The 15,493-nt window shown below is 66.9% G+C and carries 9 protein-coding genes and 3 pseudogenes; 4 read left to right on the top strand and 8 right to left on the bottom strand.

What is annotated here, in order from left to right; translation table 11 throughout:
* The coding region (locus VYI76_RS15725) for a transposase (RefSeq protein WP_326525760.1) at nt 1-434 on the bottom strand (434 nt) is incomplete at its 3' end.
* Between the two features lie 78 nt (nt 435-512).
* Here VYI76_RS15725 and VYI76_RS15720 point away from each other — a divergent pair.
* Nucleotides 513-1,004, top strand: a pseudogene (locus VYI76_RS15720) (IS3 family transposase); the annotation flags it as partial.
* 533 nt (nt 1,005-1,537) lie between these two features.
* On the opposite strand, the gene VYI76_RS15715 reads toward VYI76_RS15720, so the two are convergent.
* Nucleotides 1,538-7,564, bottom strand: a complete 6,027-nt coding sequence (locus VYI76_RS15715; protein ID WP_326525759.1) for a hypothetical protein — start codon at nt 7,562-7,564, stop codon at nt 1,538-1,540.
* 377 nt (nt 7,565-7,941) lie between these two features.
* On the opposite strand from VYI76_RS15715, the gene VYI76_RS15710 reads away from it, so the two are divergent.
* Nucleotides 7,942-8,976 (top strand): helix-turn-helix domain-containing protein, encoded by a 1,035-nt coding sequence (locus VYI76_RS15710; protein WP_326525758.1) that lies wholly within the window; start codon nt 7,942-7,944, stop codon nt 8,974-8,976.
* Nucleotides 8,977-9,123: 147 nt separating this feature from the next.
* Here VYI76_RS15710 and VYI76_RS15705 read toward each other — a convergent pair whose 3' ends face one another.
* Nucleotides 9,124-9,960, bottom strand: a complete 837-nt coding sequence (locus VYI76_RS15705; protein ID WP_326525757.1) for an N-acyl homoserine lactonase family protein — start codon at nt 9,958-9,960, stop codon at nt 9,124-9,126.
* Nucleotides 9,961-10,044: 84 nt separating this feature from the next.
* Between VYI76_RS15705 and VYI76_RS15700 the strand changes: the two genes are divergently transcribed.
* Nucleotides 10,045-10,659: a TetR/AcrR family transcriptional regulator gene (locus tag VYI76_RS15700; RefSeq protein WP_326525756.1), complete on the top strand. Its 615-nt coding sequence runs from the start codon at nt 10,045-10,047 to the stop codon at nt 10,657-10,659.
* 102 nt (nt 10,660-10,761) lie between these two features.
* On the opposite strand, the pseudogene VYI76_RS16860 reads toward VYI76_RS15700, so the two are convergent.
* The 4 genes and pseudogenes from VYI76_RS16860 to VYI76_RS15685 all read right to left on the bottom strand — a co-directional run.
* Nucleotides 10,762-11,217 (bottom strand): annotated as a pseudogene (locus VYI76_RS16860) (DUF6525 family protein); the annotation flags it as partial.
* Entirely contained in the window at nt 11,214-11,618 is a 405-nt protein-coding gene (locus tag VYI76_RS15695) for a GTP-binding protein (protein ID WP_326525755.1), read from the bottom strand. The gene VYI76_RS15695 and the pseudogene VYI76_RS16860, both read right to left, overlap by 4 nt.
* A 79-nt stretch (nt 11,619-11,697) precedes the next feature.
* The gene (locus tag VYI76_RS15690) at nt 11,698-12,822 is read right to left on the bottom strand and encodes an alkene reductase (RefSeq protein ID WP_326525754.1); all 1,125 of its coding nucleotides are present in this window, start codon (nt 12,820-12,822) and stop codon (nt 11,698-11,700) included.
* Nucleotides 12,823-12,890: 68 nt separating this feature from the next.
* Entirely contained in the window at nt 12,891-14,567 is a 1,677-nt protein-coding gene (locus VYI76_RS15685) for an aldehyde dehydrogenase family protein (protein ID WP_326525753.1), read from the bottom strand.
* Nucleotides 14,568-14,888: 321 nt separating this feature from the next.
* Here VYI76_RS15685 and VYI76_RS16855 point away from each other — a divergent pair, with 321 nt between their 5' ends.
* The gene (locus VYI76_RS16855) at nt 14,889-15,152 is read left to right on the top strand and encodes a helix-turn-helix domain-containing protein (protein WP_443018981.1); all 264 of its coding nucleotides are present in this window, start codon (nt 14,889-14,891) and stop codon (nt 15,150-15,152) included.
* A gap of 150 nt (nt 15,153-15,302) precedes the next feature.
* On the opposite strand, the pseudogene VYI76_RS15680 reads toward VYI76_RS16855, so the two are convergent.
* Nucleotides 15,303-15,493: pseudogene (locus VYI76_RS15680) on the bottom strand (IS5/IS1182 family transposase); the annotation flags it as partial.

Raw genomic sequence — 15,493 nt, 5'->3', positions numbered from 1 at the left:
GTGCGCTGCCTACCGCGTGCCCGGACGAGGCCACGCGCCTTGAAGCGCTCAAGCATGCGATCAAGAAGCAGGTGCTCGGCGCCGCCGGCGACGAGACGGGCACGGAACTCCGTCAGTACGCTGAAGTGAAAGCCGGGATCGGTCAATTCGAGCCCGAGCGCGTACTTCCAGTCGATCCTCGCCCGCACCGCATCGGCGGCCTGCCGGTAGCTCAAGCGCTCTAGGAATTGGAACAACGTGACGAGCGCCAAACGCCATGGCGCCAGGCCCGGCTGGCCGCGCGCAGGGTAAAAGGCGGCGAAATCCGCGTCTTCATACAGCACGTCGAACTCGTCACGCAGCCGCATGACAACCGTTCCCTTGGGAAACGACGCGCGGGCGATACGCGCGGTATCGGCCGGAATAGGGCCGATCGGCTCTGGGTGAAGGCTCATCGCTGACCCTGCCTGCTCGCTGAAAGCAGATGATCCTGCGCCTGAGCACATCGAACTTCAATTCGCCGACAGTATCTCACCTACGTCGCGACCTGGGGCGGCTTCGTCTATGTCGCCTTCGTCATCGACGCTTTCGCCCGACGGATAGTCGGCTGGCGCGTGTCGCGCGTCGCCACGGCGGAATTCGTGCTCGACGCCCTCGATCAGGCGTTGCACCAGCGCCACCCCTTCGACGGTAGCCGCCTTGTCTGCCACTCCGACCCAGGATCGCAATATGTCAGCATTCGCTATACCGAGCGTCTCGCCGAGGCCGGGATCGAGCCCTCCGTGGGCAGCGTCGGCGATTCCTATGATAATGCGCTCGCCGAAACCGTGATCGGCCTCTTCAAGACCGAGGTCATTCACCGCCGAGGGCCTTGGCGATCCTTCGAAGCCGTGGAGTTCGCCACGCTCGAATGGGTCCACTGGTTCAACGAGCGCCGTCTCCTCGAGCCGATCGGGAGCATCCCGCCAGCCGAGGCCGAAGCAAACTACTACGCCGACCTGAAGACACCTGCCGTGGCGGCGTAGGACCCAAACAAAACGCCTCCGGTAGACCCGGGGCGGTTCAGAGTGAAGATAAAGGTGCCTCCGTCGTATTCGCCCCGGATCTCAGGTTCGGGTAGCAGCCGGCCGGTCAGGCGAAGGGCGAGGATCGCGGCGGTACCTGCGGCGCTCAGATCATCCAAGTACGATCTCCCTGTGGCCTGCTGCTCTTTCCCCGCAATCTCCCGAGCGCTTCTCGCGCCGCGACGCGGCTCCGCCAGCCGCCAGCGGAAGTCGCTCCGCGCGGCGCCGAGCCGTGTGAGCACGATCCGGTCCGAAGCGCTCGCCCGCCAAGGAAGCGGCCATCGGGCGGGCTGGCGATCGGACCAGTCCTCATCGAAGAAAACAAAGTGGCGATGCCCGCCGGCCAACACGATCACGCAGGGCAGTTCTGGGACGACCCATACTGGTTTATTCCCGGGCTTCCGGAGGCCCCGTCGCGCCATGGATACCCCCGCCCCCGTCGTGAGGGAGGAGCGAGCCATCTGCTCCTCTCCTCAGCCCCGAAGTATCTTGTTTCAGAACCTGTAGTCCAGCCGCAGCACGGCGGCGTGGCTGCTGTAGTCCTGACCCAGGTCGCCGTGGTAGCTGGCGGAAAGGGTGATCTTGCCGACTGTAACCAGCTCGGCGCCGAGGCCGAGTTTCCATAGCCGATCCGGTAGCGGCGTGGCGGAGGAGAAGCCCTCCGTGCCATCCGCCAAATGCGCCGTGGGGGACCAGGCGTCATCGGACATCAGCGCATAGCCCATGCTCCCGAACACCGTCAGCCGCGAGCCGTCCTTCAGGCCGAACTCTGCCCCCCCCGCGATGGCCGGCGTCGCCACCAGCACCGTGTCCGAGGCGCTGTCGACAGCGAGGTTGAAGGGGCTCGACCCCGCCTCGGTGAAGGCCGAGGTCGCGACATGGATGAGGCTGAGGTCCAGTCGCGGCTCGATCCAGCCCTGCGTGAAATTCCTGTGCCACGCCGCCCGGCCATGCAGCCCCGCCTGCCAGGCGTTGGTCGAGCCCGTCGCCTCGTCGGACAGCCCGGCAAGCGCGATGGTCCGCGATGTGTCGAACCAGCCGTAACCGAGCTCCGCTGCGGCACCGAAACGCCAAGGGCCCTGCTCCCAGGTGCCATAGGCCGCGATCTGCGCGCTGTCGCCGTCGACCGAACCCAGCCCGTCGCGATCATCGGCCGAGAGATTCTCGTAGCCGACGGCGAACCCGATCGTCGTGGTCTCCAAAAGCGCCCCTCCGTAGCCAAGCCGGAAGCCGTTCGAGCGCGTCTCGTACCCCTTGGCGTCGGAGCTTGTATCCATCGTGCTTCGGGTGCCGGTCCAGCCGCCCCACGCGCAGCGGCCGTCCGGCGTCGCATCGCAGCCCGACCAGATCGAGTCGACGAAACCGAGGCTGGCCTGGTAGCGTGTTGCGCCGATCAGTCCGAGCGCCTGGCCCGAGAGCGCGTCGAGGGTCTCCGGCACGTCCGTCGCTTCGACTGAGGCGAGCTCGGTGAAGCCGTCATCGAATCGCACGCCTCCATCCCAGAGCGCCTGGAGATGCTGCGCCACGGCCTGCCTGTTGTCGCCGAACCCCGCCGACGTCTCCACGAAGGTCGCGCGCGGCGCCGCCTCGAGCGAACCATCCTTCGCGGCCAGATCATAGGCGAAGAGCGCGGCCGGCGCGGCCTTCGCCGTCCCTCCGAGCGAGAGCGTACCCTCGGCCCGGGCGATCTCCGCCACGCCCTGGCGCATGACCGAGGGGCGGATGACGATGGTGTCTCCGATTTCCGCGTCACCCTCTACCACGAGGCGATCCGCCTCGCCGGTCGCAAAGTCGGCGTCGAGCACCAGCCGGCCGGTGCCGCGATAGTCCCCGGTGATGGTGAGGTCGCTGGCCACGCCCTCGACGCGGCCGCCCTCGATCGTTCCGCTGTTCACCATCCCGCAGGCCCCGACCGTCACCGCGTTGCCGGCCATGAAGGTGCCGGTGTTGGTGAAGCAGCCGGTTCCGCCGCCATTGTTCAGCAGCACGTCGCCCCACATCGTGCCGGTATTGAGAACCGCCGTATAGCCGCCGGTGCTGTAGACGGCGATGGAGTTCGTGTTCGAGCCGTAGGTCTTTACCATGCCGTTGTTGATCACCTGGTTCGGCGTGTTCACGATGCTGCTGCCGTTGGCGACGTAGACGCCGGCGGAAAGCCCATAGTCCGAGGTCGGGATCTCGTCCGTGCCGACGCTGATCGAGCCGGTATCGGCGATGGTCACGGTTACGGGGCTCTCGGAGCTCGCATCGCCGTCGCTCTGGGCGATAACCCCGGCCGAGCCCTGATTCAGGGTGGTGATCGAGCCCTGCACGGTGACCACGACCTCGTGGCCCTGGCCCGCTCCGCCGGCCGTGCCGACATAGGAGGCGCTGTCGGTGGTGACCCGCCCGCCGCCGCCGCCGATCGACTGGGCGAAGATGCCGGGCGCATTCGTGCCCTTGGTGGTGATCGAGCCGCCTGCCTCCAGCGTCACGCCGACAAAGCCGCCGTTGCCGGAGAACTGCCCGGTGCTGCCGCCGGAGAAGGCCTCGTAGTATGTGGCGCCGCTCGATCCGGTGTCGCCGGCCAGACCGCCGCCGCCGCCGATCGACTGCGCCACGACGCCGATCCCGCCGGCGCCGTGGGTGGTGATCGCATCGCCGACGTTGACGTAGAGACCGCTGTTGGCCGGCCAGTCGTTCTGGTCGTTCTTGCCGTCGTCGATGACCGAGCCCGTGGTCGTGCCGCTGCCGAAGAAATCGCCGACCGTGTTGCCCCAGAGCTTGCCGCCGAGCGCCACGCCGCCGCCGCCGGAGATCGACTGCGCGAGGATGCCGTAGCTGTTGTCGCCATGGGTCTCGATGCTGCCGCCGGTCTCGGTGGTCACGCCGACGTAGCCCGAGCCATAGCCGGAGCCGACGCCATTGCCCTTTTCGCCTCCGAAGTGGAAGGCGAGCGTGTGTTCGGTGCCTGTGGCGCTGGCCGAGCCGCCCGCGCCCTCCAGATCGGTGGCGAGCGTCTTGAGGATCCCGCCACCGCCCGCGATCGACTGCGCGACGATGCCGGTCGCGTCATGGGCCAGCGTCACGATCGCCCCGCTCGATTCCACCATGGCCTGGCCGGAGCTGTAGCTGCCGCCGCCGTCGCCGCCGAGCGAGACGGCGAGCGATCTGAAGAGGCCGTCGTCGGCATCGTCGTCGCCGTTGTTCTTGCTGTTCGAGGTGACGGAGCTGCCCGACGCGCCACCCACCCCGCCGCCGCCGGAGACGGATTGCGCGACGATCCCCGCGGCCAGCGCGCCGGTGGTATGGAGCGTGCCGGAATTCGTCACCTGCACGGTGCCGGAATAGCCGCCGAGCCCCCCGGAACCGCCCACGGCCAGCAAGCCGTTATAGTCGTTCGACGCGGCGGTGGAGGCGGAGCCGCCCTTGCCGCCGCCGCCGCCGATGGATTGCGCGAGGATCGCGTCCGCATGGTGGCCCATGGTCGCGATGTCGCCCGCGTTGGTGGCGGTGACGAACCCCGCGTTGCCGCCCGAGCCGGCGCTGCCGCCGATGCCGAGCACCAGCGCGATGCTCTGGGAATCGTTGTCGTCGTCGGTCTCGCCCTTCTCCTGCGTGGCATCGTCCAGCGCCTCGGTGGGATCGTCGTCGTCGCCTACGGCGATACCGTCGTTGCCGATGACCTGGTTGACGAGGTTCACCGCGCCGCCGACGCTGCCGTACTGATCGAGCCAGCTCATGCCGTTGGTCGAGACATTGGTCTGGATGCCGGTGATGACGTTCTGCACCGTGGTGCTGTCCCCCGTGCCGCCATCGCCCGAAGAGGTCTTGGTGGCGAGGCTGGTGCCCCCCTTGCCGCCCGAGCCGCCGCCGCCGCCGATCGACTGCGCAACCAGGCCGTTCGCATCGGCGCCGTAGGTGACGATGGTCGCATGGGCTGCGTTCTCCACCACCGCGACGGGAACCTGGTAGCCGTTGGCGTCGAGCTGCTCGCTGCTGCCGGCCGTGGCGCCGCTGCCGCCCAGGGTCAGCGTGGCCGTGTAGGTGCCGGAGGTGGAGGCCGCCGCGCCGCCGCCGCGCCCGCCGCCGCCGCCGATCGACTGGGCAGCCACGCCGAGCGCCCCGTCGCCCAGCGTGATGATCGTGCCCCGGTTGGTGGCCTGGGCGAGATGGCCGTCGCCGCCGTTGTCGCCCTTGCCGCCGAAGCCCGCCACCAGCGTTATGGTGTTGGCGCCCGAGGGGCTGGCCTTGGCGTCACCCGCCCCGCCCGAGCCGCCGCCGCCGCCGATCGACTGCGAGAGCATGCCATCGCCGCTCTCGCCCGTGGTGAGGATGAAGCCGCTGTTGGTGATGTCGCTGGTGCCGCCCCGGCCGGCGATACCGCCCTTGCCCCCGAAGGCGAAGGAGGCGGTGATCGCATATTCGGGCTGGGTGTCGGAATTGAGGCCCGAGGCCGTGGCCGTGGAGCTGGCGTCACCCCCGGTGCCGCCGCCGCCGCCGATCGATTGGCCCATCATGCCGGCCGCGCCGGCCCCCGCCGTCTGGATGAGGCCGGTGTTGAGGCCGGTGACGGTGTCGGCGCCGCCGCCCGCGCCGCCCGAGCCGCCGAGCGCCATGGTCAGCGCGATGGAGGGCACGTCGTCCCCGCCATAGACCTTCGCCGCCGCGGTGGAGGCGCCGCCGATCCCGCCGCCGCCGCCGATCGACTGCAAGAGGATGCCGTGGCTGTCCGAGCCGAAGGTGCGGATGCCGCCCGAGTTGGTGGCGAGCTGCGCGCCGCTCTCGTCGGTCATCAGCTGGACCTGTCCCCCGCCGCCGCCTGCGCCGCCGCTTCCGCCCACCGACATGGAGGCGCCGAAGACGGCCGATACCGCCTTGCTGTAGGCCGCACCCCCCATGCCGCCGCCGCCGCCGATCGACTGCGCCACCACGCCGTGGGAATGCGCGCCGGTCGTGTAGATGGCGTTGCCGTCACCGCTGTTCACCAGGGCGAGGCCGCCGTCGCCTCCGGCGCCGGCGGTGCCGCCGATCACCATGTTCAGGCCAACGCCCGTGCCGAGCACGTCGGCGCCCTTGCCGCCGCCGCCGCCGATCGACTGGGCCACGATCCCGTCCGAGTTGTTGCTGTAGGCGGTGACGATGCTGTTCGAGAGGCTGATGCTCGCCGTCTGGCCGGACACCGCGGCGCCGCCCGACCCGCCCACGGCGAACCAGCCGCCGCTCTCGCCGCCGCCCCCGCCGCCGCCACCGATGGATTGCGCCAGGACCGCGGGCGCCATATTGGCCGCGGTCGGGTCGGTCACGCTCTGGTTTCCCGACCTGATGTTGGCATTGCCGCCGGTGATGGTGACATCGCCGGGCGACCCGCCAATTCCGCCCGGCCCGCCCTGCGGCCCGATCACGAAGTGGGAGGCCGAACCGCCGCCGCCGCCGCCGCCGCCGATCGACTGGGCAAGGATGCCCGGTGAGCCGGTCACACCAGTGGCGATGATCTGCCCGCCGTTCAGCGTCAGCGTCAGGTCATTGCCGTTTCCGCCCTGGCCGCCATGGCCACCATCCGTGCCCGGTCCACCCTCGCCGCCGATACCCCCGCTCGAGACGAGCCAGAGCCCGGCATCCTGGGATGTCCGCTGCTCGATCGAGGCGCCCGCGTCGACCGTCACCACCACCGCGCCGCCGTTGCCGCCCCTGCCGCCGTCGCCCCCCTGACCGGCGCCCTTGTCGTCGCCGCCCTCGCCGCCGGCGCCGCCGTTGCTCTGGATCCGGACGCCGTCACGCCAGGACTGGAACGTGCCGCCGAGCGTCACATCCACCTCCTGGCCGTTGCCGCCGGTGCCGCCGTTCGGCGCGTCGCTGTCCTGTCCGGTGGTCCACTCGCGCCCCTGGCCGCCCGCGCCGCCGAGGCTCCAGATGTCGATGGCACGCCCGGTCGCGTTGCCCTGGGGGATCGGCCAGGTGCCCTGGATGGTCGCCGTGATGGTTCCGCCGTCGCCGCCGGTCCCGCTCGTGCCCGCCAAATAGTCGGGCTCCCCGTAGGCGCCCCCGCCGCCGATGCCGCCGGTCGTGCTCAGCGTCATGCCCGACGCGGGGCCGTTCATGGTGCCGCTGGTCCCCGGCCCAGCCGTGACGATGATCGCCCCGCCGTCGCCGCCGTCGCCACCGTTGCCGCCGGGGGCGCCGCCGGTGTGGCCGTCCGAGCCTTGCGCGCCGTTGCCGCCGGTCGTGGACACGTTGAGCGGCGAGCTTCCGCCGCTCTCGACATAGTTCAAGTTGTCGAACTCCCAGGTCCAGCCCGTGTCCGTCTGCCCGTCGCCGCCCCTGCCGCCGTTCGCCGGCGCGGCGGCGCCGTTCTCGCCCGTGGAGAGCAGGTAGCAGTTGTTGCCGTTCACCTGGCAGTTCTGCGCGAGGGCCGGCGCGGCCAGCGCGGTGGCCGCGACGAGCGCGGTGCTCGAGAGGAGGAGCACCCTCTCCGCCGCGCGCGGCGATCCCCACGACGCGGGCAGACGTTCGTTGCGGAAAGACGGGAAGGCTCCGGACATGACATCTCCCTTCCGGTACGGTGATCCGTCCGGGTGCATGGGGTCGCGCACCCCAGGCTGGGTGCCGTGGAAAAGATCGTCGCAGCGGCCGTCGCCGGAAGGAGACATTCGCCGGGCCGTGGCGAGGACGGCGCTCGCCGTCCCCGATGGTGGCATCTTACTCGTCAAGCACCGCCCTGGCTTTGCACGGAGGTTTCAGCATGGGTGGAAGTTTTGCCTCACCGCATCATTCCGCGCGCGACGCGGCGCGAACGAGAGGGATGCCCGCGCGCGATTCGTGCGCTAGGATCGCCTGATTGCCTCTGCGAGAGTCCGATCCGCCGCGCGACGTGCCTCGGCCAGGGCCGGGCCTAGCCAACCCGGACCAGTCGGACCCCATGGACGAGCCCGCCCACCGAACAATCCCGTCTCTGCACTTCGACACCGCGGCCTTCGCGCCACGGGACCGATTCGCGGCCTGGGAGGCGGCGATCTCGCCGCACCATGCGATTTCGCCGGTCGAGGAGCAGCCACGCGAGGCTTTCTCCATCCGGGCGAGCGTGTGGAACCTGGACGGTGTCATTGCGACCCATGGCCATTATTCACCTCTCAGGGGTGACCGGACCGGGGCGGCGCTGCGCCGGTCCGACGTTGCGGGATACCGTTTGAGCCTGGTCGTTTCGGGTGGCGGCGTCGGGTTCGAGACGGGCGAGGAACGACGCATGCTGCGCCCGGGCGAGATCCTTATCACCGATCTCGCCAGGCCAAGCCGACAGCACGCGACCGAGACCAACGAACATATCGCGATCTTCCTGCCTCGCGCCCGATTCGAAACCTTGCTGGGGCGGCCACGCGCCCTGCATGGGCGCCTCCTCTCCGGGCCGCTTCTACCGCTTCTTCAGACGCATCTCACAACGCTTGCTGCGAGCCTCGGTGAGGCACCCCTGGACACTGCCTCCCTCCTGGCGGAGGCGACGCTACAACTCGTCGCCGCCACGGCCTCCGGAACGCCGCTGTCGCGCGCGGAGGGGAAGGAGGCGGCGGAGACCGTGCTCCGCCGCCGGATCATCGCCCACATCGACGCCCACCTCGGCGATCCGGAGCTGAGCCAGGAGGCGCTTTGCCGCGCCTTCGGTCTGTCGCGCGCCACGCTCTACCGGCTGTTCCGTACCCGGGGCGGCATCGGAGCCGTGGTGCAGGATCAGAGGCTCGCGCGCATCCACGCCGTGTTGATGGCCTCAGCCGAACGTCCTCATATCGGCCGGCTGGCAGAGCTCCACGGCTTCGCAAGCCAGGCGCATATGAGCCGTGCCTTCAGGTTGCGCTTTGGCTTCAGCCCAAGCGAGGCGCGGGACATTCGCGTCTTTCCTCCGTCAACCACGCAACAACCCCGGCCCGAATACGCGGACTGGTTGCGTGCCACAGGCATGTGAAGCCCTTCAGGTGTTCAATCCTGGCGCCGGACATGTCGGACTTTGACTTGCCTCCACGGCCCAAGGCAACCTTGCCCAGCGGCTAGTCGAATCCGTTATTCGCTCCCGCCTATCAGAGTATTTGTCTCAAATCGCTGCGCATAGACATCAGGCGAAGACGGCTTTCGTCGCCAGCCTGACGGCACAATCGGGATCGTGCGCCGGTAGTATGAGGGTGGGTTGCTGGGTGGCAAAGGTCTTTATCGCGCGCAGGGTGGCCCGCGCCGTCGCGGGGTCGTTCGTGACGCCGTCGGTGCGCTCGGCATGCAGATTGTCCTGCAAATAAGTGGCATCGCCGGCGATGAAATAGGCAACATCATCGCCCTGAACCACCACGGAGCAATGTCCTGCCACATGGCCGGGTGTGGGCACCAAGGAAATCCGGCCATCGTTCGTGAGTGGCCATGACCCCGGGAACGGTCCGATTGCCGGGCCGTCCGGCACAACCAGCTCCGGATCCAGCCAGACGGGCCAGCGCTGGGGAAGGCAACCCATCATCATGCCCCGGATGCCGGTGGACACGGCGTAGTTCTCGCGTGGGCCTATGATGCGGGTGTGCGGGAAATGATCGAGCCCACCCGTATGGTCGTGATGGAAATGGGTGAGGACCACCGCCGAAAGGTCGCGCGCGGGATCGATTCCCATGTCGCGCAGGCGAGGGCCGATCTCCTCCTCCGGCGCAACCCGGATCGAAACCTGCCGGTAGAACGGATTCCAGCCCGGAAGATAGCCCGGCACCGAATTGCGCCACGTATCGCCGGTATCCACGAGGAAGCGTCCCTCCGGATGCTCGATCAGGAAGCAAAGGATGGGGAGCGGGTCCACCCAGTTCGGATCGCGGAAGATGTCGATTTTTCGACCGACAGGGCCACGCTCGTCGCGTCCGGTACGCTGCGCCGTCTTCATGCGTGCCTTGCCGGTCTCGATGGCCGTGACCTTGATCATGGTTTTCTCTATAAAACGAATATTCGTTCTTTTTGCATATAGTGGTATTCTTGTAAAGAACGAACATTCATTTTAAGGTGTGGCATGCCGAAGATAACCGACGAAAAGCGCGCCGCACGCCAGATGCAGATCCTTGAAGCCGCCTGGTCCTGCTTCCAGAAGCAGGGCCTGCACGCCACCACGATGAGCGACATCATCGCGGCATCACACCTCTCTGCAGGCGCCGTCTATTCCTATTTTCCCAGCAAGGAGGAACTGATTCTCGCCGCAGTGAAGGCTTCCCTGACGGGGCTTCGCGAGCGGGTCGAACCGCTTCTCAACACAGCGCCGCTGCCGTCACCCGCGCGCCTTGTCGAGGATATCGCAGGAGCCGTCACGGACTTCACCTCACGCGAGGGATACGACCTCCGGCGCGTCGCCTTGCTTGGCTGGAGCGAGGCACAGCGCAATGAGCATCTGCGTGAGACGATGCAGGTCTACTATCTGGCGTTTCGCGCCCGGCTCGACGACATCGTAGAGCACTGGAAGCGCGCAGGTGAAATCCCAAAAACGGCCGGGGACGGTGACGTCGCGAAGGCGCTGCTCTCCATGATCCTCGGTTTTGTGGTCCAGTCGGCCATCACCGGCGACATCTCCGCGAAGGACCTCGCCCGGGGCCTCCACGATCTTGTGCGGCGGGAGGGCGCCGATGCGGCGTGAAACCGACGTCCCACGCCCCGCAAGCTGCGCCTGGCCGCGCGGTCGATCAGGTGATCGCGGTGGCGGGCCGGCCGGTGTCCCCGCCCGGTCGCAGGCGGCGGCGAGAGCGGCGCGCGGGACGCGCGCGCCCAAGCTCGGTAGTTGCCCGGCGGGGAGCGCCTCGATCCAGCTCTGGAACCCCTTGGGCGGCTCCGCCCTCCAGAATGCGAGCGCGACGCCGGGCAGGCCGATGGTCCGGAGCGCCTCCGGATCGGGGCTGGAGTTCATCGCGGTGGCGAGCCGGGGAAGCGCGGTCATGACGCGATCCTCCCGGTCAGGGCAGAAAGCCGCGCCTTGGCGAGCCTTGCCTCCTGGAGCAGGTCGAGTTCGGCGAGCGCCGCCGCCCGGTCGCCGCGTGAGCGCCCGGTCGAAGGCGCGGGCGACCGAGCGCGGGCTCCAGGGCAGCGCGGCCTGTGCGAGCCAGGCGTGCAAGTCGGGCGGCAGCCGGTCGTAATCGGCCATCGGCGCGCCGGAGCCCTGCCGACGCCGGAGCCCGGTCCGGCCGAGGTCGCCGCTCACGCAGCCGCTCCACAACGCGGGAACGGATCGGGGATGCCCACCCAGCGGCGCGGCGTGAAGGCGAGCGCGGGGATAAGGCAGGCGTCGAGCGCGGCGGTGATCGCCGCCCGGTCGAGATCGATCCCGATGAACACCAGCTCCTGCCGCCGGTCGCCAAAGGCCGGATCCCAGTTCGCCTCCACCTGGGCCAGAAGATCGGGATCGCGCGGCCAGCGTGCGCGGGGCACCGTCGACTGGGAGAGGCCGACCCGTTCCTGGATGGCGCTCACGCAAACACCGACCTGTTCGGGATCGACTTCCTGCCCCGGAAAATTCTCGCGAGGGCTCTTCAACCAGCCGAGGTTTGCGAGGCGGGTCGGGTTATCCAGAGCCTTCAGGGTATCGCTGACGTTCGTATTCATCGGTTCGCACCATCTTGTTCCCGGCGGCCGCAGGCGGAAGCGCGAGCCGCGTCCAGAGGTCCGGACGCGGCTCGCAAGCTCACGACTGGTAGGTGCGATAGTCGGTGTAGCCCTTGTCGGTGCCGCCATACATGGTTGCCGGATCTACCGGGGTCAGCGGCCAGTTGTTGGCGATGCGCTTGGGCAGATCAGGGTTCGCGATAAAGGGACGGCCGAATGCAATCAGGTCGCCCCAGCCAGACTCGATCACCCGCACGCCGCGCTCTGCGGTATATTTGCCGGCATAGAGCACCCTTCCGTTGAAATTTTTCCGCACATCCTCGCGGAATGTCTCAGGCAGTTCAGGCGCATTGTCCCAGTCGGCTTCGGCGAGCGAGACGTAGGCGATCCCGATGTCTTCGAGAACCTTGATAGCTTCGATGTAGGTCGCGTGGGGATCGTCCTCTACTAGGCCGAGATAGACGCGATCCTCCTGGGTAGTCGCGAACAATGGCGCAAATCGCACCCCCATCCGATCCTTGCCGACGACATCGGCGACCGCTTGCGTCACTTCGCGCAGGAACCTCAGGCGGTTCTCCAGGGAGCCTCCATATTCGTCGTCGCGCCGATTGGTGTGGGCCGAGATGAACTGGTTCACCAGATAGCCGTTCGCGCAGTGGATCTCGACGCCATCGAAACCGGCTTCGAGCGCATTGCGTGCCGCCTGCGCATAGAGTTGCACCAACTCCTTGACCTCTGCTGTGGTCAGCGCGCGAGGAGTTGACGGCTCTGCCAATGCGCCTTCACCGGGGCCAGTTTCAATGAACACCTTGACGGCGTTCGCGGCGATCGCCGACGGCGCGACAGGCGCCGCCCCATCCGGTTGCAACGAGGTATGTGAGACGCGGCCTACATGCCAAAGCTGGAGGAAAATAATCCCGCCTTCGGCATGCACCGTGTCGGTCACCTTGCGCCATCCCGCGATCTGTTCCGGGCTGTGGATGCCGGGCGTCCAGGCATAGCCCTGGCCGCGAGGCTCGATCTGCGTGCCTTCGGTCACCATGAACCCGGCGCCGGTGCGCTGACGGTAGTAGGCGGCCATGAGCTCGTTCGGAATATTTCCCGGCTGCGAGCTGCGCGAACGCGTGAGCGGCGGGAGGACGATCCGATTCCTCAGGGTGTACGGACCTAGTCCAACGCTGTCAAAAAGAACCGAGTTTTTCATTTCATTACTCCTAAATATCGCGATTTGTAGATGTGCAAGGCGCGAAAATGCCTCGCAACCATCGGATTTCAGTACAGTCCGAAGGGCGCCTCGTTGAGGCTCACGATGATGTTCTTCTTCTGGCTGTATGCTTCCAGCATGGACTTATGGGTCTCACGGCCGATGCCCGACTTCTTGTAGCCGCCGAACGGGGCGTGCGCGGGCAACTCGTGATAGGTGTTGATCCACATGCGGCCGGTTTCGACCGCACGCGCCACGCGGATGGCGCGGTTGATGTCCTGGGTCCAGACGCCGCCGGCGAGCCCATAGTCCGACGCATTGGCCAGCGCGATGACCTCTTCCTCGTCCTTGAACGGCAGCACGACGACCACCGGGCCGAAGATCTCTTCCTGGGCGACACACATGTCGTTGCGGACATCGACGATGATCGTCGGCTGGATGAAGAAACCGGCGTCATAGTCTCCGCCGGTCAAACGGTTGCCGCCGGTCAGGATGCGAGCGCCTTCTTCGGTGGCGAGCTTAATATAGCCCATGATGCGGTCGGTCTGGGTTTGGCTGACCTGCGCTCCCATCTGGGTGTTCTCATCAAGCGGATCGCCGACGCGGACCTTCTCGAACCGCGCCTTCAGTTCGCCGACGAAGCGATCATAGATCGATTCATGGACGAACAGTCGGGCGCCGGACTCGCAGACCTCACCCTGGTTCCAGAGGATCGCCAGCGCCGAAGCCTCCACCGCGCGATCCCAGTTGGCATCGGGGAAGATGATGTTGGCGGACTTGCCACCCAATTCGAGCGTCGCGGGGATGAGTTTTTTGGCTGCGGCTTCCGCCACCACCCCGCCGACGCGGGTCGAGCCGGTGAAGGCCAGCTTGGCGACCTGCGGATGGTCGAGGATCGCTTGGCCGACCACCGCGCCTGTCCCCGAGACGATGTTGACCACGCCGGCCGGAAGGACCTGCGCGAATATCTTGGCGAGTTCGAGGATCGTGACCGGCGTCATCTCGGACGGCTTGATCACCACCGTGTTACCCGTCGCGATCGCCGGCGCGATCTTCCAGGCCGCCATCAGCAGGGGGAAGTTCCAGGGAATGACCTGCCCGACGACGCCGATCGGTTCGTTGATCGTCAGGCTCATCGTCTGCTCGTCGATCATCGCCACTTCGTCCGAATGGCTGCGGATGACGCCGGCGAAGTAGCGGAAGTGATCGATCGCCAGAGACACGTCGAGCCGGGCTTCGCGGACGGGCTTGCCGACATCCATGCTCTCCAGAATGACGAAGCGTTCGGCATCGACCTCGAATAGGTCAGCGATCTTGAGGAGCGCATTCGCCCGATCGGTCACCGAGGTTTTGCGCCAGGTCTGGAAGGCGCGGACAGCGGCCTGAACGGCGCGATCGACATCGGCGGCCGTGCCGTTCGGAGTGCGCGTCAGATAGGCGCCATTGGCGGGATTGTTACTCTCGATCGTCTCGCCATTTTCGCCGTCGACCCATTGGTTGTCGATGAAATGACCATAGCTAACATCGGGAGCGTAGGTCGCTGCGGTTTTGTTTAGCATCAGCACTGTGCATCTCCTTTGGTGCGGAAGTGGTGCTGACAAAGTAGACATATATTTAGAAATGTAAATATCGCGATGTTGCAATATCACGATATGTAATCTGTTGAGAGCCACGCCGCACTCAGAAATCCGCATATGCATCTGAATATTATAGGATAATTCTCCCACTGACCGATCGCCCAGCATTCTTGTTCCGAGTGACATGCCTTCAGTGTTGCGTCCATCGTTGCCACGTTCGAAAACAGGGGCAGCCGTCCGCGGAGGACCGCCATATCATCGGATTGGGACGCAACCCGTTGCTGCGAGAGTATGACCCTGAGTTTCATGGCCTGGGTCCTGTTTTGAAATGAGACTTCAAGCCGTCTGCCCGGTGTCGTTCCGGCCAACCAGCCAGACGCCTTGCCATGGCGTCACTGCGGCTTGCCGCACGGCCTGCGCAAAATCCGCGTAGCTGGGCGAGGATCGCAGGAAATCCGATTCATCACTCTGTGCGGACCAGCGGGCGATATGGCCCGTGCGTGCTCCCTCGGGATCGAACCGCGGAGGCGGCACGAGATACGCCCATCCGTAGGCGTGCTGAGTAAGGCCAAGGGACTGACACAGGCCGAGTTGGCGGACGCGCTGGGCAAGCCGCAATCGTTCGTCGCCAAGTATGAGAATGGAGAGCGACGAATTGATGTCGTTGAGTTCGTGGACATCACTGCGGCCCTTGGCGTCTCCACGGCCGGTCTCCTTGCCAGGATAGAGCCCTTGGTCCCGCGACCGCGCTAGGTTGGCGATGGCATAAAATGAAGCTGTAGGACTTGGAGCTACCGTTCCTAACAGGCTGCTGAAATAGCAGTGTTGCGAGAACGGCTTCCCGGCTGTGCGTGCTTTCGAGCCGGCAGTTGGTCGGGTGCCTCGGTTCCGGGTGCCTCCTTGTCAGGCGGCGAGCAGCCTGGGGAGCCTCGCAAGGTCGCAGGCGGCCATCGTGAGGGTGAAGCGGGCGCGGACGCGCTCGACGCCGCGATGGAGTGTCTGGGCCATTGCGTCCACCGTCTTTGCCCAGCCGAACGGTTCCTCGATCTTCTCGCGGCAGCGCTGCGAGACGGCATAGCCCTCGTGGCGGGTGG

It is taken from the genome of Sphingomonas sp., assembly GCF_035910975.1.
Lineage (GTDB): Bacteria > Pseudomonadota > Alphaproteobacteria > Sphingomonadales > Sphingomonadaceae > Sphingomonas.
Note: the sequence above shows the minus strand (reverse complement) of the source record. Positions and strands in the feature narration are given on the sequence as shown.